This is a genomic window from Agromyces sp. NPDC052230 (assembly GCF_040679595.1).
Taxonomy (GTDB): Bacteria; Actinomycetota; Actinomycetes; order Actinomycetales; family Microbacteriaceae; genus Agromyces.
In genome coordinates this window covers 76,113-97,121 of record NZ_JBFAVC010000008.1, presented here as the reverse complement: position 1 = coordinate 97,121, position 21,009 = coordinate 76,113, and the positions used below count along the sequence as shown (strand labels likewise).

Sequence of the window (21,009 nt, the reverse complement as noted above, 5' to 3'; positions counted from 1 at the left end):
ACCCGATCGATCGTCGCGCGGGCGGTCGCACTCTGAGGAGGACTCGTGGCAGAACTCGCTGACGGCGATGCCGTCGACGTGCTCCTCACCGGGCCGGTGTTCTTCGACCTGATCTTCACGGACTTGGACGGAGTTCCTCGGCCTGGAACGGAGGTGCACGCCGGCGCGCTTTCCAGCAGTCCGGGCGGCGTCGCCAACCTCGCGGTGGCCACCGCCCGTCTCGGCCTGAGCACCGCGCTCGCTGCGACGCTCGGCGACGATGCCTACGGTCGCTGGTGCTGGGAGTTCCTCGCCGATCGAGAGGGCGTCGATCTCACCTCCTCACGGTTGGCCCCGAACTGGCCCACACCGGTCACCGTCTCGATCGCTTCCGGAGGTGATCGCAGCATGATCACGCGTGAGGTTCCGAACCCATTCTCGACCGAAGCCCTCGTCGGCGACGGGATCACGGCGCGCGCGGCGTTCGCCGATCTGGGATCGATGTCGAGCGGGGAGACCGCCTGGTGGCGGCGGGCAGCGCGCTCGGGCACGAAGATCTTCGCCGACATCGGCTGGGACTCGACGGGACGGTGGGACATCGCCGACCTGCAACCCCTCGCGGACTGCTTCGCCTTCATGCCCAACGAGTCCGAGGCCATGGCCTACACGCGCACTCGCTCTGCCGTCGCTGCTGCGCGAGCGCTCGCCGAGCGGGTGCCGCTCGTGGTCGTGACGCGCGGTGCGGCCGGAGCGGTCGCGATCGACTCCGCCCGCGGCGAGGAGGTGATGGTGGCCGCCGTCCCCGCGAACGGCCGGGACGCCACCGGCGCCGGGGACGTGTTCGGGGCATCACTCGTGCTCGGGACGTTGCGAAAGTGGCCGCTCGATCAGAGCCTTTCGTTCGCTGCGCTGTGCGCGGCCCTTGCCGTCGAGTATCCGGGCGGGGCGCTCGCTGCGCCAGGCTGGGGCGACCTCGGCGACTGGTGGGATCGAACGCGTCGCACCGCCGACCGCGACCTCGTCGACCGTTTCTCGTTCCTCGCCGAGGTGCTGCCGGAGTCGCCCTCGCGCCGCAGGTCGGAGTCCACGTTCCCGTTCGCCGACTACCGGACCACAGCAGGCCCGGCAGGCATCCCTGACAAGAGAGGTACAGCATGAAATCACACATCCGACCGAGCGCTGCGGCACTGGGGGGTGTCGCGCTCATCCTCGCTCTCGCGGGTTGCGCACCCGGGAACGGAGCCGCCGAGAACCCCGAGAGTTCGGGCGAGATCAGCACCGACATCTCGGATGTCGGCGACGTCACGCTCACCGTGTGGGATCAGGAGGTGCGCGGTGGTCAGAACGAGCAGATGGAGCAGCTGAACGCGGCGTTCATGGAGAAGTATCCGAACGTGACCATCGAACGCAACTCGCAGTCGTTCGACGACCTCGCGACCACGCTCCGCCTCGCTCTCACCGACGCCGATGCCCCCGACGTGGTGCAGGCGAACAACGGCCGGAACACGATGGGGCAATTCGTCGCAGGGGGCCAGCTTCGTCCGCTCGACGACTACGCCGATGCGTACGGCTGGTTCGACCGCTACTCGCCGTCGGTGGTGCAGTACTCCACCTATAGCGATGATGCGAAGGTCTTCGGTGACGGGAATCTCTACGGCCTCCCGCAGGTCGGTGAGGTTGTGGGGGTGTTCTACTCCAAGAGCAAGCTCGCGGGACTCGGTCTCGAGGTCCCAGCCGACTGGAGCGCGTTCGACGAGGCGCTGGCGGCTGCGGCCGGAGCGGGAGAGACCCCGCTGCTGCTCGGCAACATCGAGAAGTGGCCGGCCCTCCATGTGTTCGGCCCGCTGCAGGGCGACCATGTCGATGCCGACGTGATCACCGACCTCGGACTCGGCAACTCCGGGCAGAGCTGGACGACGCCCGAGAACGTGGCGGCGGCCACCTCGCTGCGGGACTGGGTCGACGCCGGGTACTTCAACGACGGAGTGAACGGCACGGACTACGACGCAGCGTGGCAGGCGCTCGCCTCCGGCGATGGGGTGTTCCTCATCGGCGGCTCGTGGCTGGCGGCCGACCTCGACGACGCGATGGGCGACGACGTCGGGTTCTTCGTTCCGAACCGGGCCGACGGCACACCCGCGACCACCGGCGGTACGGGCCTGCCCTTCACGATCACCTCGGCGGCCGACAACACCGACGTGGCGGCGGCATACATCGACTTCATCACGAGCGATGAGGCGATGGAGGTCCTCGCAGAGACCGGTAATCTGCCGGTGAACCGCGCTTCCGAACTGGCCCCGAGCTCGGGCGTGATGGCGGACGTGTTCACCGTGTTCGGCGAGGTCACTGCGAACGGCAGTCTCCTGCCCTACCTCGACTACGCCACGCCGACCTTTGCCGACACCATGGGGCAATCGCTGCAGGATCTGCTGGCCGGCCAGGTGACTCCTGCGGAGTTCACGGAGGCGCTTGAAGCCGATTACGCGGAGTTCGTTGCAGCGAATGGATGATGGCACGTCAACGGTCGGGCGGAGTGCCTCTCGGCGCTCCGCCCGATCGGGCTGGGTTCCGTACGCATATCTTGCCCCCGCGCTACTGCTCTACGGCGGATTCCTGCTCTTCCCGCTCGGTCGGGCCGCACAGTACTCACTCTTCGACTGGGACGGCCTTGGGGAATCGACGTTCGTCGGCCTCGACAACTACGTCGCGATCCTGTACGACGAACGTCTCCGCGAGGCTTTCTGGCATGCCCTGGTCCTCGTGTTCTTCTACGCAGTACTGCCCCTCGCGATCGGGCTGCTGCTCGCGGCACTCCTCACTCGCTCGCAGGTGCGCGGGCTCGGATTCTTCCGCAGTGTCATCTTCCTGCCTCAAGTCATCGCCATGGTGGTCGTCGCCGTGACCTGGCGACAGATCTATGCTCCCGACGGCCCGCTCAACGCATTCTTGCGGCTCATCGGACTCGGAGCTCTCACGCGTCCGTGGCTCGGTGACTACACGTTCACCCTCCCTGCCGTCGGACTCATCGGTACTTGGGTGTGCACCGGTCTGGTCACCGTGCTGCTGATGGCCGGGATGAGTCGGGTGCCGCGTGAGTTGTACGAGGCGGCACGGCTGGATGGATCCGGCCCGGTGCGTGAGTTCTTCGCGATCACCCTGCCGACCGTTCGCGGTGAGATCACGGTGGCGCTCACGCTCACGATCGTGGCGGCGCTGAAGACGTTCGATCTCGTGTACGTCACCACGAGCGGGGGCCCGGGCACATCGACGACCGTCCCGAGCTTCGAAATCTATCGCAGGGCATTCCAGCTCGGGGATGTCGGTGTCGCCACCACCGTGGGCATCGTGCTCACGGTCGTGGTGTTCGCCATCAACGGCGTCGTCAACATGGTTGGAGACAGGAAATGAAGGTCTCCCCGATCGAGCGGGGCGCGAACTACGTCGTGCTCATCGCGTTCGCGCTCGTGGTGCTCGGTCCGATCAGCGTGATCATCACGTTGGCGTTCGGGCCGCAGGATGCCTCGGCGGCACGCGAGGGGGGTCTGTTCCATCCCGAGAACTTCCCCGAGGCGTGGGAGGTCGGGCGATTCGGGCAGTACATGCTGACCTCCGTGGTGGTGGCCACGATCGTCGTCGTCGCATCGGTCCTCGCGTCGATCCTCGCCGGGTACGCGCTCGGCACGATGCGCTTCCGTGGGGCGACGTTCATCTTCTACCTGTTCCTCCTCGGCATCATGGTGCCGACGGAGGCGTTCATTGTGCCCCTCTACTTCGACCTGCGCGTCCTGGGACTCACCAACACGGTTTGGGGCGTCGCACTGCCGCAGATCGCGATGTCGATTGCGTTCGGGACGTACTGGATGCGCACGTACTTCCGCTCCTCCAGTCGCGCGCTCATCGAGGCTGCTCGTCTCGACGGTGCCGGTTCGATGCGCATCCTCTGGCAGGTCCTGGTGCCCATCGGCCGACCGGCGATCCTCACGCTCGTGCTGCTCGTCTTCATGTGGACCTGGAACGAATTCCTCATCCCGCTCGTGATGTCGCCGAACGGAGCCGTGCGAACTGCACCGCTCGGCCTTGCGTTCTTCCAGGGACAGTACACGCAGGGCACGGCGCTCCTCGCCGCAGGGGCTGTCATGGTCGCGTTGCCGATCGTCGTGCTGTACGTCTTCCTGCAGCGACACTTCATCAAGGGCATGATCGAGGGTGCGGTGCGCGAATGATCGGGATGATGGTCCTTCCCGACGCCGATGCGGTCGGCGCGCACGCTGCGGACATCTTCGATGCGGCCGCGAGGTCGGGATCCCGTGCGCTGGGGTTGGCGACGGGATCGTCGACCGACCCCATCTACTCGGAGCTGGTTCGGCGTCACGGCGGGCGGGACAACCCGTACCGGAAGATGCAGTTCTACCTGCTCGACGAGTACCTCGGGCTCCCGGTCGGGCATCCCGAACGCTATGCCGAGGTGATCCGACGGAGCTTCGCCGATCCGCTCGGCGTGCCGTTCGCGCGGGTGCACGCTCCAGACGTCGATACCTCGGAAGCAGATCGCGCAGGTGCGGCGTTCGAGCAGGAGATCGCCGACGCGGGCGGAATCGAGGTACAGCTGCTCGGAGTGGGAGGCAACGGGCACATCGCGTTCAACGAACCCGGTACGTCCTTCGACAGCAGGACGCGAGTCGTCGAGCTTGCCGGTCGAACCCGGCAGGACAACGCTCGCTTCTTCGGCGGTGACCTCGGATCGGTGCCAGTGCGGGCGATGTCGCAGGGGATCGCCACGATCCTGGGGGCGCGACGGATCGTCCTCGTCGCGACCGGTCGGGCGAAGGCCGAGGCGGTGGCGGCGCTGGTGCGGACCGGTCCGACGCCGTTCCTGCCGGTTTCGGCGCTGCACCTCCATCCTGCGGCGACGATGCTGCTCGATCGCGATGCCGCATCGGGACTCGATGCTGATATGCGCGGGCGGGGTCAGGCGCGCGCAGTTGTCTGCGCGTAGATGCACGAAACTGCTTGTGGATTCGATCGAAGGTGCTCTAACTTGAGAACGGATCGGGGCGACAGCCCGTCGTCCCTCGAGTTCCAACGGAGGAACGCATGAAACGTCATCACGCAGTTCTGCTCGCATCGCTGCTGGCGGTCGCTACGCTCATGGCGCCTGGCACTGCGGTGGCAGCGACGATGGGCGAGACGCAGCCAGACTCCGCCGAGGCTGCGCTGGAGCTCGACGTCGGTGACCCAGCGATCGCGACCGAGACCCAGCGCGAGAAGATCGATGTCATGGGCATCTGGGCCCACCCCGACGACGATGCCGGCTTCACGACGCCTTGCGGAGTCTGGCACGACCTCTACGGCGTGCGCTGCGGCATCATCATGGCCACGCGAGGCGAGGGCGGTTCGAACTCCGTGGGCTCCGAGGCAGGCCCCGACCTCGGGCTGCGTCGAGAGAACGAGGATCGCACGTCGCACATCCGATCCGGCACCGTCGACATCTTCAACCTCGACCGTGTCGACTTCTACTACAACACGTCGGCGCCGCTCACGGCGAAGGTATGGGACGCGGACGAGACCTTGAGGCGCACCGTGCGGATCATCCGTGAGACGCAGCCCGAGATCCTCGTCGGCAGCACGCCGTCGCTCGCCGTCGGGCACGGCAATCACCAGTACGCGCAGGGGCGCATGGTGTGGGAGGCCGCAGCGGCCGCAGCCGACCCGAACATGTTCCCCGAGCAGCTGACCGGCCCCGGGGCCGTCGAGACCTGGCAGGTGAAGAAGATCCTCGCCGGCGGGCAGACCCAGGGCACGGGTGGCACCGTCGGACCCAACTGCAACGCGGGCTTCACGCCCGCGGCCACGAATCCCTTCACCGTCGTGGGGACGTGGACTGGCTACGACTCGCCGTACACCTGGGCTGAGGGCAACCTGGCGGGCCAGGTGGCGGGGTCCGCCAAGACCTGGGCGCAGGTCGGCCGCGAGGGTGCCAGGGCGCACCCCACCCAGGCGCGCACGATGCAGACCGCGCTCGTCGACCCGACGTGCCTGCGCTACGGCGTCTCGCAGTCGACCGTGCCGATGCAGCCCAATGGGTCGCCGGCTGCCGCGAACGATGATGCCGTACTCTACGGCGCAGTCGTCGCCGATCCGGGCGGTCTTCCGCTCGGGTCGGAGTTCTCGATCTCGGTCGAGGACTACTACGAAGCTGCTGGCGAGCCGTTCGCGGCGACGGTCGGGGTGCGCTCGGGAGACGGACAGCTCGCAGGTGGCACGGTGAGCCTCGACGTGCCCGCCGGCTGGCAGGTCTCGGACCCGATCGAGATCGATGGGATCACCGATGAGGAACTCGTTCAGGCGACGTTCACCGTGACGCCCGCGCCCGACGCGGTGCCGGCCGTCTACAAGCTCGCAGCGGAATTCGCCGGGGACGGCGTCACCGCCTACAACGACACGCGGATCGAACTTGTCGCGCCGGTCGAGGGTCGATTCCAACGCTGGGGCACCGCCGCCGAGTACGAGCAGTGGACGCGAGACCACGACGCCTACGTCGGCGGTCGCTCGGTGGCTGTGGCGCAGATCGGCGCCGGTGAGACCGTGACGGTTCCGGTCGAGGTGACCAACCGAAGCGCCGGCACCGAGTCGGGCGTTGTCGCCCTCGCGTTGCCAGATGGCTTCGCCGTCGATGCGGCAGGCAAACCGTTCTCCGGCCTCGCTCCCGGCGAGACCACGACGATCGAATTCGTGGTCACGCACGCCGATCCGGCGGATCCCGGCAGCCGAACGACGACGATCACGGCGACGACCACGTCGAGTGCCGGGGAGTCGACCGAGAAGCTGACGGTGTACGTCGTGCCATCGGTGGTCATCCCGCAGCTCGATGCCGCACCCACGATCGACGGCACAGCCGACGAGCTCTACGTCGGCACACCGATCGACATCGGTACGCGCTGGGAGGGTGCTGCATGCGCCATCGACGGCGTGGACTGCGGCGACGGAGGGATGGCCCGGCTCGGTTGGCATGACGACGCGCTGTACGCGCAGATCCACGTGACCGACGACGTGGTCAGCGCAGCATCGACGCCCGACCGCTGCTTCGGCCACTGGCTGGTCGACTCGGTGGAACTGCTGCTCGATCCGCGGGGTGATTCGATCGACACGTCGTCGACCTTCAAGCTCGGAATGTTCCCGTTCACCGACGACCCCGAGGGGACGAACGGAAACGGACCGGACGGGCCGTGCTGGTCGCGTGACGCCGACAACCACCAGGGGTTCTCGACGGGCCCGCTCGCGGAAACCGTCGAGGGCGGCCTCAACGCTGCCGGGGTCGAGGTGGCGGTGAACGTCACCCGCCAAACAAGCGGTGCGTATGCCGGTGGAGGGTACGACCTCGAGGTGAAGGTGCCGCTTGCCGCTCTTCCGGCGGCCGTCGGGCCCACGAGCTCGGCGCCGACCGGCGACGCAACGCTGAACGACCTCGACCCGGAGTACCTCGGGCTCAACATGACACCGTACGACTCCGACACGCAGGACTTCATCGGCCAGACTCGCACGGCATGGTCGGCGTTCGGCAGCCAGCAGTCCGAGCCGTATCGGTGGGGCCACGCGTACCTCGACGGCTACGCGCCGCCGGCCGACCGGCCGACCGAATCGGCCGAGGCGATCATCCCTGACACCGCGCTGCTCGGCGTGCAGTCACCGCAGACGATCTCGCAGTCAGCGACGCGGGGCGGCACGATCTCGGGTGTGCAGCCGAGCGATGCGATGACCATCACCGAGGTGAAGATCCAGCAGCAGAAGGTTCGAATCTCGTATCGATCCGAGGAGGCGGGAACCGCCCGCGTGTTCCTCTGGAAGGGTGACACGGCGTTCATCCCGGTCTGGTCGTCGAGTTGCGCCGGCGACGTCTACGGCTTCGAAGCCTGTTCGCCGTCGGATGGCGGGACACCGCCTTGGGCTCCCAACATGGGTGGCCGCCTACTGGCGTCGTTCGAGGGGGCGGTCGATGCGGGCAAGGGCAGCGTGACGGTGCCGATCGACGCGGACATCCGCGCCGCGCTCGCCGATGACGCGGTCATCCTCGTTTCGTACGCGGAGGAGCAGCGGCAGGACGCGGCGTCGGGCGATGGCGTGAATGCCTGGAGCTTCCCGATCGAAGCCCGCGTCCCCGGGCGAGGCTGACCTCTCGCCGAGGCGCGGAGGTGCGGGCGAACGTCGCCCGTGCAGGTTCGAAGGCCCGGTCCTCTTTCGAGAGGTCGGGCCTTCGGCGCGCCCCACTGCTCCGCGACGGCGAGGCGGTGACGGCAGGTGCGGCACGCGTCCCGCCGTGCGCTGCAGGCCACCCCTGACTACGCGCTCGGCACCCGGAACAGCTCGGTGCGGGCGACGACCCGGTCGCGCTCGGCGGTGAACTCGAGCCGACGCGGGTCGGCGAGGTACGCGTCGAGGAGTGCCTGCGTCGGGACACGCAGCAGTTGCACCTCGGTCGGATGCTCCGGCCCACGCGCGCTTCGCACCCGCTCGGTCACCTCGATGCTGTAGTCGGGCAGCAGCGCGAGCACGCGATCCTCGTACGCGACGAGGTCCGTCTCGAGTCCGGGCCGAGCCCAGAGCAGGCAGCAGAGCGTGAACGGCGCGCCGTCACCGGCGGGCTGATCGGATGCCTCGGTCGCGACGTTCTCGGAAAGGTCGGATGCCTCGCGCCCCTCAGCGCGCCACGACCAGCGTCCCCACCGCAGCACCCCCTCGACACCCGTGTATCCCGCGCCGTGCACCAACGTCGCCACGAAGGCGCTGACGAGCAGCACGGCTCCGGCGATCCAACTGACGTGCCAGAACGTCGTAACGATTCCGGCGAACGCGGTGCCCATCGCGAGCGACCGGAAGACGGTGACCGCACGTGACTTCGCCAGGCGATGGCGGTACGTCTCCTGCCGGTTCAGCAGGATGAGCCCGGCGAGCAGCGGGATCGCGATCGCGAAGAGGATCACGCTCGCCAGCCCGAGCAGCGACGGCGCGGCATCCGTGACCAGCGGCTGCACGAGCACGATGCAGATGCCGACGAGGCCGCCGTACATCAGGTTGTTCTGCTTCAGCCATTCATCAGTCAGGCCGGGCTCGCGCCGAAGCGCCTCTTCGATGTACTCGTCTTCCCGCATCTCCTGCCTCCGCTCACCCGCTCATGGGCGATTCTCCCAGTGAAGGGCAGCCATCGGCGTGGTCGCGTTCCAGGTGCGGCGCGAAGACCTGCCGGCGTTGCGCGAGACGGTCACTGGGCTCGGTCTCGACATCCGGCCGCCGCGCCCGCGTGTCGATGGCGAGGGCGACTCCATCTACTTCTACGACGACCTACGTCTACGACCACGACGGCCACCTGTTCGAGCTGCATGCCAGTTCCTTGCGCGAACGCCTCGGGGTCTACTCGGCCGGGGCGCCGGGCGACGGTGGGGCGCACGAGGCGGCGCGCCGGACACTTCCCCGGTTCGGCTGATCAACGCGGAGTTGCTACAGCGACTCTCGCCGCACCAGGGTCGTCGGCAGGACGTGCTCGTGCTCGACGGTCTCGCCGCGCGTGAGGCGGATGAGCGTGTCGGCCGCGACTCGGCCCATCTCCTCGAGCGGCTGGCGGATGGTCGTGAGGGGTGGATCCGACGCGGCGGCGATGAGGACGTCGTCGAACCCGACGACCGAGACATCCGTCGGTACGCTGCGGCCCGACGCCTGCAGCACCCTGATGGCCCCGCTCGCCATCAGGTCGGATGACGCGAAGAGGCCGTCGAGATCGGGTGACCGCTGCAGGAGGCGTGCCATCGCCGCAGACCCGCTGTCGACCGTGAAGTCCCCGTGCACGATCGGGCCGGGCGCGATATCGTGGCGCGCCAGTTCGTCCTGCCAGCCCCGGATCCGATCGCGTGCCGGCTCCATGTCGGGAGGTCCGGTGATGATGCCGATTCGGGTGCGTCCCGCTTCGACGAGCGCTCGGGCGGCGAGCACGCCGCCGCCGTGGTTGTCGGAATCCACCACGATGGCGTTGGATGCGAGTTCCACGAGAGGGCGGCCGACCCAGGCGATGGGAACGGGGGAATCGACGAGCCCCTCGACGAGATGGGTGATCTCGTGCTGGAGGATGACGATCGCGCCGTCCACGGCACCCGAGCGGAGGAAGCGCGGCACGCGACCCTGATCCTCATGGTCGGCGGGAAGGAGCACGGGTTGCACGTCGCCCGCTGACAGGCCCTTCGCGGCGCCCTTCAGGACCGCCGTGAAGAAGGTGCCGCTCAGGCTGTCGAGCTCGTTGAACGCGATCACGAGTCCGATGGCGCCCGCCCGCCCGCCGCGAAGCACGCGTGCCGCGAAGTTCGTCTCGTATCCGAGCCGCTCGGCCTCACGTTCGACGGCGATCGCCATCTGGCGGTCGACGTTCGTCGCGCCCGAGAGCACCCGTGCCGCGGTGGCACGGGAGACGCCCGCGGCCTGCGCGACATCCACGATCGTCGGACGGAGCATGTCATGACCTTTCGAATGAGGTGGCCAGTCTAGTTGGGAACGCCCGGAAGATCGATCTCTCACGCAGTGATTCACGACGCCAGGCATCACGGCGAATCCTCAAGCTCATGCTTGCCAACGTTGTATTTGAGGGCTACTGTGACGACACCAGAGATCGATCTCTGCAGTCGCAGCAGCCAGAGGCTGTCGACCAACACAGTAGGTTCCCCCCAGAGAAGTGGAGTTGTCGTGAACCGACGCATGCTCGCGATCCCGATCGCAGCAATCGGTGCCCTCGCACTGGCCCTGACCGGTTGCAGTTCCGGAGGCTCGTCCGCCGAGGGCGACCCGAACGCCGAATTCGAGTTCTGGTCGTTCACCGGAATCGGCCAGCAGGAATCCGTCGACCGGTACCTCGAGAAGAACCCCGATGCAAAGGTCAAGCTGAGCGAGGTCGGCAGCACCACCGAGACCGCGACGGCGCTGACCGCAGCTCTCGCGGGCGGCAAGGTGCCCGACCTGGTGATGATCCAGAACGACGACCTCCCCAAGTTCGTCGAGAACCCCGGGAACTTCATCGACCTGCGCACCCTCGGCGGCGATGACATCGGGGACGACTACCTCGACTGGGCCATCGACGCCGCCACCGGCGAAGACGGCTCCATCATCGGCATCCCGACCGATGTCGGCGGCCTCAGCTTCGCCTACCGCGCGGACCTGTTCGAGGCGGCCGGCCTCCCCACCGACCCCGAGGAAGTCGCCGAGATGTGGTCGACGTGGGACGGCTTCATCGAGATGGGGAAGAAGTACACCGCGGCGACCGGTCAGCCCTTCGTCGACAACGTCGAGACGACGGTGTTCTTCGCCACCGTCAACCAGGTCAGCGAGAAGTACTACTCGGACGACGGCGAGCTCATCTTCGACAGCAACCCCCAGGTCGAAGAGGCGTTCCAGGTCGCGGTCGACACGTATGAGGCGGGCATCAGCGCGGGCATCGCGGCATGGTCGTCGGGCTGGGCGCCCGGCAAGGCCAACGGCGCGTTCGCGGTGACCACGGCACCGTCCTGGATCCTGTCGGGCCTGAAGAACGACGCTCCCGATACCGAAGGAAAGTGGCGCATCGCCTCGATTCCGGGCGTCGGCGGCAACTGGGGCGGCAGCGTGATCGCCATCCCGGCCCGAGCGGACAACCCCGAAGCGGCCTGGCAGTACATCGACACGATGCTCTCGCCCGAGGGGCAGACCGAACACTTCGCCGACACCGGCACGATGCCCGCAGCGAAGGGAGCGCTCGAGAGCGAGGACGTGCTGAGCTACACCGATCCCTTCTTCGGTGATTCGGCCATCGGCAAGGTCATGAGCGATTCGGTGCTGCAGTTCAATTCCTTCTACAACGGCCCCGACACGAGCGCGATCGGCGGAGCACTGCTCAACGCCCTCGTCGACATGGAGGTCGGGAACGTCCTGCCCGCCGACGCCTGGAAGACGGGCGTCGACAGCGCGAAGGCGGCCATCGGCGGCTGAGCCGCGATCATCCACACCTGGTGGCCCGACGCGAACGCGTCGGGCCACCACCCGACGGAGGTACATCGTGTCTGTGACTGCGACCGCCATACCCATCCAGAAGCGCTCGGGACATCCGCGCCCGCAGCGTCGACGAATCCGAAGTTCGCTCGCCGAACGGATCGCGCCTTATGCGTATGTCGCGCCGTTCTTCGTCATCTTCGCGATCTTCGGGCTGTTCCCTCTGCTCTTCACGTTCTACGTCGCGCTCTTCGACTGGAACCCCATCGGGGAGCAGACGTTTGTCGGCTTCGCGAACTTCGAACGCCTCTTCGCCGACCCGAGGTTCTGGAACGCATTCGTCAACACCTTCGGGATCTTCCTGATCTCCACGATCCCGCAGCTGCTCCTCGCCCTCGTGCTCGCGCACCTCCTGAATCACGCGCGGTTGAAGTGGGCCAACTTCTTCCGCATGTCGCTGCTGGTTCCCTACATCACCTCGGTCGCGGCGACGGCCCTGGTCTTCGGCCAGATCTTCGACAAGAACTTCGGCCTCCTCAACTGGATCCTCGAGATCTTCGGGCTGCCGTCGGTGAACCTCCTCGCCTCCCAGGTGGGTTCCTGGGTCGTGATCTCGGCGATGGTGATGTGGCGCTGGTTCGGCTACAACGCCCTGCTGTACCTCGCCGGCCTGCAGGCGATCCCGCGGGAGATGTACGAAGCGGCATCCGTCGACGGAGCGTCCAGCTGGCAGCAGTTCATCCACCTCACCATCCCGTCGCTGCGCCCGATCATCATCTTCACCGTGATCATGTCGACCATCGGCGGCCTGCAGATCTTCACCGAGCCACTGTTGGTCGCACCCGAGACCGGCCTCACCTGCGGGGCGGGCAGGCAGTGCCAGACGCTGTCGCTCTTCCTCTACGAGCAGGGCTTCGGCCAGTTCGAGTTCGGGTACGGGTCGGCCATCGGCGTCGCGCTCTTCGTGATCGTCGTCGTGGCGGCGCTCATCAACTTCTTCCTTTCCACCCGCACCCGAGGAGGCAACTGATGCCCGCTGTCATCGATCAGGCGATCCCTGAATCCACGACCGAGGCCATCGTGACGTCGTCGGGCAAGGCGACCAAACGCCGCGGGGGCGGGCGGGCGGGCAGGGTCGGTTGGCCCGTCTACGTGCTGTTGATCCTCGCGGTCCTCATCTCGGTCTTCCCGCTGTACTACATGTTCGTCATCGCCTCGGTCGGAGCGACGGCCGTGACTTCGTCGCCGCCTCGGCTGTATCCGGGCTTCAACTTCTTCGAGCTCGCTGCGAAGGTGTTCGATACCGTGCCGTTCGTGCAGTCGCTGATCAACAGCGTCATCGTGTCGCTGTCGATCGCGGTCATCTCGGCGATCCTCTGCGCCATGGCGGGATTCGCGTTCGCCAAGCTCCAGTTCCCGGGCCGCAACGCGCTCTTCCTCATCGTCCTGCTGACGATGACCGTTCCCGCGCAGCTCAGCGTCATCCCGCAGTACCTGATCATCTCGTGGCTCGACTGGGTCGACACGCTGCAGGCGATCATCGTGCCAGGGCTCGCAAGCGCCTTCGGCATCTTCTGGATGCGGCAGCACATGGCGACGACCGTCAGCGACGAGCTGATCCAGGCCGCTCGCATCGACGGCGCGAACAGCTGGCAGCAGTTCTGGGGGATCGCGTTCCCCGTGGTGCGGCCGGCCGCCTTCGTGCTAGGACTGATCACGTTCACGTCGGTCTGGAACGACTTCATGTGGCCGTTCATCGTGCTGAAGTCGCCCGAGCTGTTCACGGTGCAGATCGCCCTCAAGCAGTTGCAGGCCAACCGCACGATCGACCTCGCCCTGACCATGGGCGGCTCGTTCATGGCGACCCTGCCGCTCTTGATCGTGTTCTTCTTCGTCGGTCGGCGCATGGTGGCGGGCATCATGGACGGAGCGTTCAAGGGCTGATGGTTCCGGATGCCGCAGCCGCTGCCAGTACCGTGCGTTCACGCGTCCTCGTCTGGGGTGAGAACCACCACGAGAAACACCACGAGGCGGTGCGTCGGCTTTACCCCGACACGATGCATGAGACCATCGCGGCCGGGCTCCGTCGCGAACTCGGTCCCTCGACGCAGGTGCGCACGGCGACGCTCGACGACCCCGAGCACGGCCTGAGCGAGGCGGCGCTCGAGCAGACCGATGTGCTCTTCTGGTGGGGGCACCTGCAGCATGACGTCGTGGAGAACGAGGTCGTCGAGCGAGTCCACCGACACGTGCTCGCTGGCATGGGGCTGATCGCCCTGCACTCGGCGCACTTCTCGAAGATCTTCATCAGGCTCATGGGCACCTCCTGCACGTTGCGGTGGCGGCAGGGCGATGACCGCGAGGTGATCTGGACGGTCGCGCCCACGCACTCCATCGCCGAGGGCGTGCCGCATCCGCTCGTGCTTCCCGCGCAGGAGATGTACGGCGAGCACTTCGACGTGCCGGTGCCCGACGAGCTCGTCTTCGTGTCGGGGTTCAGCGGCGGCGAGGTCTTCCGATCGGGCATGACCTTCTCCCGCGGGTACGGGCGGATCTTCTACTTCTCGCCCGGCGACCAGGACTACCCCGTCTACCACGATCGCGACATCCAGCGGATCCTCGCGAACGCCGCACGGTGGGCGCACCAGGATCGTCCCCGCCGCTCGCCCCGGATTGCCATGCACGCGTCGAACGATTTCGCCACGGCGCGCGAGTGGGACGGCACGCCGATCCCGTGAAGGACGTCATCGTCGTCGGCGCGGGCGCGATGGGACGCGCCTGGATGGACACGATCGCCGGGCGTGCCGATACCCGGGTCTGCGCGATCGTCGACGTGATGCCGGGTGCCGCGCAATCGGCCGCTCGTGAACGAGGGTGGGACATTCCGGCCCTGAGCAGTCTCGACGAGGCACTGGATCTCGGTGCCGACCTGGTGCTGAACGCCACCGTGCCCGAGGCGCACCTCGACGTCTCGTCAAGCGCGCTGCGAGCCGGCATCCCGGTGCTCAGCGAGAAACCCGTGACCCCCACGGTGCACGAGGCCCTCCTGCTCGCGGCATTGAGTCGCGTGACCGGCGTCCTGCTGGCCGCGAGCCAGTCACGCCGTCACTCGGCCGGCATCCGGGCCTTCAAGGAGGCGCTCGCCGGATTCGGGGGAGCAGCGCAGCTGCAGACTCGGTTCTTCCAGAATCCGAGGTTCGGCGGGTTCCGGGACCGGATGGAGCACCCACTCCTCGTCGACATGGCGATCCACAGCTTCGATCAGGCGCGCTTCCTCCTGGATGCCGAGCCCGTCTCGGTCTACTGCGAGGAGTTCAACCCCGGGTGGAGCTGGTACGACGGTGCCGCCGCGGCCGAAGCGGTGTTCCGTTTCGACGACGGCTCGCGGTTCTCGTACACCGGCAGCTGGTGCGCCGACGGCCTGACGACGTCGTGGAACGGAGAGTGGCGCGGCTCGGCCGCGGCCGGCGCAGCGACCTGGGACGGCGAGACCGAGGTGCTCGCCCAGGGGTCGACCGGGCCCGTGGCATCCGTGGTGCTCGATGCGGAACCCGAGGGGCTGGATGCCGCACTGGAGGAGTTCGTCGGCGCGCTCGATGGCGGCCCGAACCCGTCGGGCGAGATCCACCGCAACGTCTGGAGCGTGGCGATGGTCGAGGCATCCGTCACCTCGGCTCGACGCGGCGTACCGGTCTCGTTCGCCGAGATGTTCGCCGATGCGCGGCAGGCCGCGATCGCCCGCTCCGACGGCGAGGTCGCCGACCTGTTGCGCGCCGGCGACCTGCCGATCGGCTGACCTACGCGTCCACCGCCTGGGCGTGCACGACCGCGGCCCGCTCGGGATGGAACCCGAGCACGTCGACGCCGATGCGCCGCAGCAGGCTGCCCGAGACGACGGGCGCGGCGGGCCCGGGTGCGGTCAGCCCCGCGGCATCCGGCCCGGCGGCATCCCGCATCCAGGCCGGAACCAGCCAGCCCGGGCCGAGCGAGGCCGGATCGGTCACCGAGAGACGATAGCGACGCCCGTCGTCGAGGCCCGGCAGCCGAACGCGTGAGGCGGTGTCAGCTGATGCCGAGGGGCTGACGATCGTGTAGATCGCTTCGGCGCCGTCGTCGGAGACGACGCCTCGCAGGGAGGGACCGGCGACATCGAAGTCGCCACCGCCCACCACGCGTCCGTGCTGGATGAGCCGGCGGAACCGCTTGTACTGGGCGACCCACCGCGCCAACACGGCGCGGTCAACGTCGGTCAGCCCACGGATGTCCCACTCGATGCCGAAGTGTCCGAGGAACGCGACGGCGCAGCGGAAGTGGAGGTCGTGCGTGCGTCCGGTGACGCTGGAGGTGGGCGATGCGACGTGCGACCCCATCATCTCGGGCGGAACGAGCAGGCCGGTCCAGCGGAGGATCCGGGCGCGATCGAGCGGGTCGTGGTTGTCGGACGGGTGCACCCGGTCGGTGCGTTCGAGGATGCCGAGGTCGACGCGTCCGCCGCCCGAGGCGCAACTCTCGATCTCGAGTTGCGGATGCCGCGCGCGCAACTCGTCGAGGAGACGGTAGACCGCCATGGTCTGTGCGTGCACCGCGGGTGCCCCGGTCGCGGGGTGACCGGCGGCGATCAGGTCGCGGTTGTGATCCCATTTCAGATAGCTCAGGTCGTTCTGCGTGATGAGGTCGTCGAGTCGCTCGAGGATGTGCGCGAAGGCCTCGGGGTTCGTCAGGTCGAGCACGTGCTGGAATCGGAACGTCGCGGGCAGCTCCGGACGTGCTCGGAGGATCCAGTCGGGATGGGCGCGCGCCAGGTCGGAGTCCTCGTTGATCATCTCGGGCTCGACCCAGAGGCCGAACTCCATGCCGAGCTCGCGGACCCGATCGGCGAGTGGACGCAGGCCCTCGGGCCAGACATCCGGATCCGGCGTCCAGTCGCCGAGACCCGCACGGTCGTCGCGTCGTCCGAGGAACCATCCGTCATCGAGCACGAACCGCTCTACGCCGAGTTCGGCGGCTCGCACCGCGAGCTCGTCGAGCGTCGCACGGTCGTGGTCGAAGTACACCGCCTCCCAGACGTTCAGGGTGACTGGACGCTCCCTGCGCGACGAGCGCGAGACCTCCCGCAGGTGCCGATGGTACCGGTGGGCAGCCGCGTCGAGACCCTCGCCGTAGCTGCCGTACACCCACGGCGACTGGTACGACCCCCCGGGGTCGAGCCGGATCTCACCCGGCAGCAGGAGCTCACCGCCCCGGAACGCGAGCGAGCCGTCGACGCGCTCCACGGCGTGCTCGTGATTGCCGCCGATACCCACATGCGCGAGCCACACCTCGCCGGCGTCGGCGGCGAACCCCGGCACGCCGACGGCGACCGTCGTGGTCGCATCCAGTCCGGTGCGCCCCCTGCGGGACTCGCGGGCGTGAAGCCCGACGACGACCGGATGCCGCTGCGGAAGCTTCTCCGTCGCCCACCGCCCGGCGAAATCGAGCATCTCGGTCGCGTAGGTGGGGATCGGCAGCGCAAGACTCACGGCTTCGACGTGCAGGGGTTCGGCGTCGGTGCTCGTGTTGCGCACGCCGGCTCGGCTCCGCAGCAGGCCAGACAGGCGGAGATCGATCTCTACGTCTAGCTCGATCTGCGCCCATTCGTCACGTGCTGAGATGGTGAGCACACCCGGTCCGCTCTGCGTGGAGGAGCCCGGTGCGCACTCCCGCCCGTCGAGGTCGACGGTCTGCACGCGGAACTGCGCCGCCCAGGCGGACCCGCCTCGATGTGCGCTCACGCCCGCTCGCCCATACCATCCGTAGACATGCTCGGGGAGGATGCTCGGACGGTATGGCAGGTCGGAGATGCCCTCGATCCCTGGCCGTTCCCGCATTTCGGCGAAGGCGGCGAGGTCGTCGTCGGTCGTCGTGACGCGAGCCCCCCAATGGACGATGGTCGGCAGCGCGTCGTCGCGCAGGGCCACGATGAGCGAGACGTCGTCGGTCGCGAGATGGATGGTCCGGTGTGGTCGCATTGGTCCATCTTGGCGGGTCGAGAGGCTCCGAGTACAGTGAGAGATCGTTCTCACAATGAAGGAGTTCGAGCCGATGACGCTCACGCAGCTGACCGCCGCATCCGTTCGGTTGACACCGGGACCCTTCGAGGCCCGGCGCCGCCGGAACCGGGAGTATCTCGTGTCGTTGCGCGAGGCGGCCCTGCTGCAGAATCACCTCATCGAGGCGGGAATCGGCGATCAGGGCTGGCACCTCCATCCGTCGCAGCCGTCGGCGGCCGACCGCGGCCTCGATCGTCACTGGGGGTGGGAGACGCCCGGGTCTCTCCTGCGCGGGCATTTCCTCGGCCACTGGATGTCGGCCGCAGCGCGGGAGGTCGCCGTCACCGGCGACGCCCACCTGCGCGCCAAGCTCGACACCGTGCTCGACGGCCTCGAACGGTGCCAGCAGGAGGGTGACGGCGAGTGGGTCTTCTCGGTTCCTCGCGCCTTCCTGCGACGACTCGCCGAGGGCCGCGAGGTCTGGGCGCCGCAGTACGTGATCCACAAGACCCTGATGGGGCTCGTCGACGCCTACCGCGACCTCGGTGACGAGCGCGCACTGCGGATCGCGCACCGCGCCTCGGGGGGACTCCTCCGCTGGGCGCGGGAGTTCGACGCCGACGCGTTCGGGGCGATCCTCGAGGTCGAGACCGGCGGAATGCTCGAGGTCTGGGCCGAGCTCCTCGACGCGACCGGCGACGACATGTACGCCGAACTGCTGGAGCGCTACTCCCACCGCACGCTCTTCGACGGGTTGCTCGACGGGCGCGACGTGCTCACCAACATGCACGCGAACACGACGATTCCCGAGGTGCTGGGGGCAGCGCGCGCCTTCGAGGTCACCGGGGACCCGCGGTGGCGAGCCATCGTCGAGGCCTACTGGGAGTGGGCCGTGACGCGGCGTGGCACCTTCTGCACGGGTGGCCAGACCTCCGGCGAGATCTGGACGCCGCCGTTCGCCTTCGCGAGCCGTCGAGGGGAGAAGACCCAGGAGCACTGCACCGTGTACAACATGATCCGGCTCGCGGACGTCTTGTTCCGTTGGACCGGGCAGTCGACGTACCTCGACTACATCGAACGCAGTCTCTACAACGGCGTCTTGGCGCAGCAGCACCCCGAGACGGGAATGGTGGCCTACTTCCTGCCGCTCGAAGGCGGCGCGGTCAAGCAGTGGGGCACGCCCACCGAGGACTTCTGGTGCTGCCACGGCACCCTCGTGCAGGCTCACACCCGTCATTCGTCGTTGGTGTTCTACCGCGATCACGATGGGGCACTCGCCATCGCGCAGTACCTTTCGGCCCGCGCCGAGTTCGCCGACGACGTGGGCGTGGCAGAGGTCGAGGTCGAGCTGCTCGGAGACGCCGGCTACGTGGGTCCCGACGCCAACTCGGGGGAGGCGGGTGACCTCCACCGGCCGAATGCCTGGCACGTGCGCGTCACGGTGCAGACGCCCGACGCATCGCCCCGGCGCGTGAGACTCCGGGTTCCCGAGTGGGTGCAGGGCACGCCCGTCATCACGGCATCGGCCCCCACGCATCCGACCGAAGGATTTCTCGAGGTCGACCACCCCGGCGGCCGCACCGAGATCGAGATCACGTTCCCGTTCGCGGTGCGGGCCGTGCCGATCCCCGACGAGCCCAGCACCGTGGCCTTCGTCGAAGGGCCCGTCGTGCTGGCCGGGCTGTGCGATCGCGAGATCGCGCTCGAGGGCGATCCGGCGGAGCCCTGCTCGATGCTGGCCGTCGACAACGAGCGGCAGTGGAATCAGTGGCTCACGCGGTACCGCACCATCGGGCAGGCCCACGCCATTCGGCTCATCCCCCTGCATGAGGTGACGGATGAGTCGTTCAGCGTGTACTTCCCGATCACTCCGGCGTTCCGGGGCTGAGCTCCGGGCGGGTGGAGCCGCGAGCCACGAGTCGCGTCGGCAGCTCGGTGATCGACGGAGTGAGGGGTTCTCCCCGCGCGTAGGCGGCGAGGGCATGGATCGCGGATGCCGCCATCTCGCGGATCGGCTGTCGTACCGTCGTCAGCGGCGGCCGGAGCCACCGCGCACCTCGCACGTCGTCGAACCCCACGACCATCATGTCCCTCGGAATCGCGAGGCGGGCGTCGGCAGCCGAGCGGTACGTCCCCGCTGCCATCTCGTCGGAGCAGGCGAAGAGCCCCACGGGCCCGTCGCCCTCCCGCCGTTGCAGCGCCGACAGGGCCGCGTTGCACGCCCGGCGCGCGCCGGCGGCGCTCCAGTCGGCCTGCGCACGCACCAGGGGGGCGTCGGGCAGCAGTCGTCGCACCGTCGACTCGAACCCCTCCACGCGCGCTCGACCGTACCGGTACGACGGTGCGCCGCCGATCACGATGAACCGTCGCGCCCCCTGGGCGATGAGGTGCTCCGCGGCGTCGATCCCACCGGCCCGATCGGTGGTGCGCACGCTCGGGATCGGCAGCGAGGAGTCGGCCCAGGGGTCCAGGAGCACGACCGGGATGTCCGCATCCCGAAGGACCGCCAACTGCCTGGTGGTCGGGACCATCAGCCCGAGCACGACTCCGGCGGATCCTCGTGACCGGATGCGCATCGGCCAATCGTCGCCGGGCGTCTCACGCTCGGCCGTGAGCACCAGGTCGTAGTTCAGTCGCGCCGCGGCGGTGCGGGCGCCTGCCGTCACCTCGTCGGTGTACGGGTCGTGGAAGTGACCCAGCACGAGATCGAAGAGCAGCGACGTGCCCGAGCGCGGTCGGCCTCGGCGTTCTCCTGATCGGGAGTGCCCGAGGCGTTCGGCTGCGGCGAGCACGCGGGCGCGAGTCTCGGCCGACATGTCTCCTCGGCCTCGCATGGCCCGGGAAGCCGTCGACACGCTGACGCCGGCGGCAGCCGCCACGTCGGTCAACGTGGCACGCGGTCGGGAGGTCATCTCGCTATTTTGCGCAAATTCCTGTCCAAATGCCATGGACTTTGACATCGTGAGCACCCGAGCGCGGGCCGATGGCGACAGCGCGAGGCGAA

Annotated in this window: 16 protein-coding genes; 12 read left to right on the top strand and 4 right to left on the bottom strand. The window is 68.1% G+C overall.

What is annotated here, in order from left to right:
* Window positions 1-45: 45 nt before the first annotated feature.
* The 6 genes from AB0K73_RS17160 to AB0K73_RS17135 all read left to right on the top strand — a co-directional run bounded on the left by AB0K73_RS17160 (window position 46) and on the right by AB0K73_RS17135 (window position 8,148).
* Window positions 46-1,137 (top strand): PfkB family carbohydrate kinase, encoded by a 1,092-nt coding sequence (locus tag AB0K73_RS17160; RefSeq protein ID WP_360515822.1) that lies wholly within the window; start codon window positions 46-48, stop codon window positions 1,135-1,137.
* Window positions 1,134-2,489 (top strand): extracellular solute-binding protein, encoded by a 1,356-nt coding sequence (locus AB0K73_RS17155; RefSeq protein WP_360515819.1) that lies wholly within the window; start codon window positions 1,134-1,136, stop codon window positions 2,487-2,489. The genes AB0K73_RS17160 and AB0K73_RS17155 overlap by 4 nt, the downstream gene beginning before the upstream one ends.
* Window positions 2,482-3,387 (top strand): sugar ABC transporter permease, encoded by a 906-nt coding sequence (locus AB0K73_RS17150; RefSeq protein ID WP_360515816.1) that lies wholly within the window; start codon window positions 2,482-2,484, stop codon window positions 3,385-3,387. The genes AB0K73_RS17155 and AB0K73_RS17150 overlap by 8 nt, the downstream gene beginning before the upstream one ends.
* Window positions 3,384-4,202 (top strand): carbohydrate ABC transporter permease, encoded by an 819-nt coding sequence (locus tag AB0K73_RS17145; RefSeq protein WP_360515813.1) that lies wholly within the window; start codon window positions 3,384-3,386, stop codon window positions 4,200-4,202. Before AB0K73_RS17150 ends, AB0K73_RS17145 begins: the two co-directional genes overlap by 4 nt.
* Window positions 4,203-4,207: 5 nt before the next feature.
* Complete coding sequence (locus tag AB0K73_RS17140) at window positions 4,208-4,975, top strand: glucosamine-6-phosphate deaminase (RefSeq protein WP_360515810.1); 768 nt, start codon at window positions 4,208-4,210, stop codon at window positions 4,973-4,975.
* A gap of 98 nt (window positions 4,976-5,073) precedes the next feature.
* A complete protein-coding gene (locus AB0K73_RS17135) occupies window positions 5,074-8,148 on the top strand; it encodes a sugar-binding protein (protein WP_360515807.1) in 3,075 nt (1,024 codons plus the stop codon).
* 167 nt (window positions 8,149-8,315) lie between these two features.
* On the opposite strand, the gene AB0K73_RS17130 is transcribed toward AB0K73_RS17135, so the two are convergent.
* A complete protein-coding gene (locus AB0K73_RS17130; protein ID WP_360515804.1) occupies window positions 8,316-9,125 on the bottom strand; it encodes an ECF transporter S component in 810 nt (269 codons plus the stop codon).
* 346 nt (window positions 9,126-9,471) lie between these two features.
* The gene (locus AB0K73_RS17125; RefSeq protein WP_360515801.1) at window positions 9,472-10,473 is read right to left on the bottom strand and encodes a LacI family DNA-binding transcriptional regulator; all 1,002 of its coding nucleotides are present in this window, start codon (window positions 10,471-10,473) and stop codon (window positions 9,472-9,474) included.
* A gap of 228 nt (window positions 10,474-10,701) precedes the next feature.
* On the opposite strand from AB0K73_RS17125, the gene AB0K73_RS17120 reads away from it, so the two are divergent.
* From AB0K73_RS17120 to AB0K73_RS17100, 5 genes are all read left to right on the top strand, one after another.
* Entirely contained in the window at window positions 10,702-11,976 is a 1,275-nt protein-coding gene (locus AB0K73_RS17120; RefSeq protein ID WP_360515798.1) for an extracellular solute-binding protein, read from the top strand.
* 67 nt (window positions 11,977-12,043) lie between these two features.
* On the top strand, window positions 12,044-13,006 hold the full coding sequence (locus tag AB0K73_RS17115; protein ID WP_360515795.1) for a sugar ABC transporter permease: 963 nt from the start codon (window positions 12,044-12,046) through the stop codon (window positions 13,004-13,006).
* The gene (locus AB0K73_RS17110) at window positions 13,006-13,920 is read left to right on the top strand and encodes a carbohydrate ABC transporter permease (protein WP_360515792.1); all 915 of its coding nucleotides are present in this window, start codon (window positions 13,006-13,008) and stop codon (window positions 13,918-13,920) included. Before AB0K73_RS17115 ends, AB0K73_RS17110 begins: the two co-directional genes overlap by 1 nt.
* Window positions 13,920-14,714 carry a ThuA domain-containing protein gene (locus tag AB0K73_RS17105; RefSeq protein WP_360515789.1) on the top strand — a complete coding sequence of 265 codons (795 nt, stop codon included), beginning with the start codon at window positions 13,920-13,922 and terminating at the stop codon, window positions 14,712-14,714. Before AB0K73_RS17110 ends, AB0K73_RS17105 begins: the two co-directional genes overlap by 1 nt.
* On the top strand, window positions 14,711-15,772 hold the full coding sequence (locus tag AB0K73_RS17100; protein ID WP_360515786.1) for a Gfo/Idh/MocA family oxidoreductase: 1,062 nt from the start codon (window positions 14,711-14,713) through the stop codon (window positions 15,770-15,772). The genes AB0K73_RS17105 and AB0K73_RS17100 overlap by 4 nt, the downstream gene beginning before the upstream one ends.
* A gap of 1 nt (window position 15,773) precedes the next feature.
* Here AB0K73_RS17100 and AB0K73_RS17095 read toward each other — a convergent pair whose 3' ends face one another.
* A complete protein-coding gene (locus AB0K73_RS17095) occupies window positions 15,774-17,984 on the bottom strand; it encodes an alpha-galactosidase (RefSeq protein WP_360515783.1) in 2,211 nt (736 codons plus the stop codon).
* A 73-nt stretch (window positions 17,985-18,057) separates the two neighbouring features.
* Here AB0K73_RS17095 and AB0K73_RS17090 point away from each other — a divergent pair, with 73 nt between their 5' ends.
* A complete protein-coding gene (locus AB0K73_RS17090; RefSeq protein WP_360515780.1) occupies window positions 18,058-19,893 on the top strand; it encodes a beta-L-arabinofuranosidase domain-containing protein in 1,836 nt (611 codons plus the stop codon).
* Here the strand turns inward: AB0K73_RS17090 and AB0K73_RS17085 are convergent.
* Window positions 19,871-20,917, bottom strand: coding sequence for a LacI family DNA-binding transcriptional regulator (locus tag AB0K73_RS17085; RefSeq protein ID WP_360515777.1), 1,047 nt, complete (start codon window positions 20,915-20,917; stop codon window positions 19,871-19,873). The two genes, AB0K73_RS17090 and AB0K73_RS17085, sit on opposite strands and share 23 nt — an antisense overlap.
* Window positions 20,918-21,009: the final 92 nt, after the last annotated feature.

Excerpts from the sequence above, each read along its gene's own strand:
- AB0K73_RS17155 (WP_360515819.1), top strand. The coding sequence starts at position 1,134 with ATGAAATCACACATCCGACCGAGCGCTGCGGCACTGGGGGGTGTCGCG.
- AB0K73_RS17150 (WP_360515816.1), top strand. The coding sequence starts at position 2,482 with ATGGATGATGGCACGTCAACGGTCGGGCGGAGTGCCTCTCGGCGCTCC.
- AB0K73_RS17145 (WP_360515813.1), top strand. The coding sequence starts at position 3,384 with ATGAAGGTCTCCCCGATCGAGCGGGGCGCGAACTACGTCGTGCTCATC.
- AB0K73_RS17140 (WP_360515810.1), top strand. The coding sequence starts at position 4,208 with ATGATGGTCCTTCCCGACGCCGATGCGGTCGGCGCGCACGCTGCGGAC.
- AB0K73_RS17135 (WP_360515807.1), top strand. The coding sequence starts at position 5,074 with ATGAAACGTCATCACGCAGTTCTGCTCGCATCGCTGCTGGCGGTCGCT.
- AB0K73_RS17130 (WP_360515804.1), bottom strand. The coding sequence starts at position 9,125 with ATGCGGGAAGACGAGTACATCGAAGAGGCGCTTCGGCGCGAGCCCGGC.
- AB0K73_RS17125 (WP_360515801.1), bottom strand. The coding sequence starts at position 10,473 with ATGCTCCGTCCGACGATCGTGGATGTCGCGCAGGCCGCGGGCGTCTCC.
- AB0K73_RS17110 (WP_360515792.1), top strand. The coding sequence starts at position 13,006 with ATGCCCGCTGTCATCGATCAGGCGATCCCTGAATCCACGACCGAGGCC.
- AB0K73_RS17105 (WP_360515789.1), top strand. The coding sequence starts at position 13,920 with ATGGTTCCGGATGCCGCAGCCGCTGCCAGTACCGTGCGTTCACGCGTC.
- AB0K73_RS17095 (WP_360515783.1), bottom strand. The coding sequence starts at position 17,984 with ATGCGACCACACCGGACCATCCATCTCGCGACCGACGACGTCTCGCTC.
- AB0K73_RS17090 (WP_360515780.1), top strand. The coding sequence starts at position 18,058 with ATGACGCTCACGCAGCTGACCGCCGCATCCGTTCGGTTGACACCGGGA.
- AB0K73_RS17085 (WP_360515777.1), bottom strand. The coding sequence starts at position 20,917 with ATGACCTCCCGACCGCGTGCCACGTTGACCGACGTGGCGGCTGCCGCC.